The sequence below is a fragment of the Bacteroides cellulosilyticus DSM 14838 genome, assembly GCF_000158035.1.
Classification (GTDB): domain Bacteria; phylum Bacteroidota; class Bacteroidia; order Bacteroidales; family Bacteroidaceae; genus Bacteroides; species Bacteroides cellulosilyticus.
In genome coordinates this window covers 1-526 of record NZ_EQ973518.1, presented here as the reverse complement: position 1 = coordinate 526, position 526 = coordinate 1, and the positions used below count along the sequence as shown (strand labels likewise).

Genomic DNA, 526 nt, shown 5'->3' with positions numbered 1-526 from the left:
CTTATTGGCAGGTGTAGGCAGAAAGTTCGGACTGAGAAAGCGTTTCACAGGTGCCTGTATGCTGCGGTTGAAGAAACCCGGCAGGCGACGGGTATTACTCTTCCCCACCAGTACTTCTACTACCTCGTGCCCGTTGCGCCGTAGAATTTCTTCCAGCGTGATGGCTTGCGTCAGATGACCGCGGCCCTCTCCTTGAACAATAAAAAGAACTTTCATCTTTATATTTATAATTTAGTAATTTACGATTTATAATTCACGATTTTAACTACAGAGGCGCTCTTCAGACTTTTCATTCATCAGCATATCCTCATACCGTAACACTTCCCAATTCCCCTCCTCATCCTCTACGAGTGCCGAAAGAGTTTCCACCCAGTCACCGGAGTTAAGATAATGTATATCATCATAATAAGTATTTGCCGGATGATGAATGTGCCCGCAAATGATACCGTCGCATTTACGTGTACGGGCAAACTTCACCAGTTCCTCCTCAAAATCGGAAATATAAGAAACAGCGGATTTTACTTTT

The 526-nt window shown here is 44.1% G+C and carries 1 protein-coding gene and 1 pseudogene; both read right to left on the bottom strand.

Features of this window, described 5'->3' with window-relative positions; translation table 11 throughout:
• Positions 1–216: pseudogene (locus BACCELL_RS25440) on the bottom strand (glycosyltransferase family protein); the annotation flags it as partial.
• A 45-nt stretch (positions 217–261) separates the two neighbouring features.
• On the bottom strand, positions 262–526 hold a 265-nt coding region (locus tag BACCELL_RS25435; protein ID WP_007215059.1), incomplete at its 5' end, for a UDP-2,3-diacylglucosamine diphosphatase.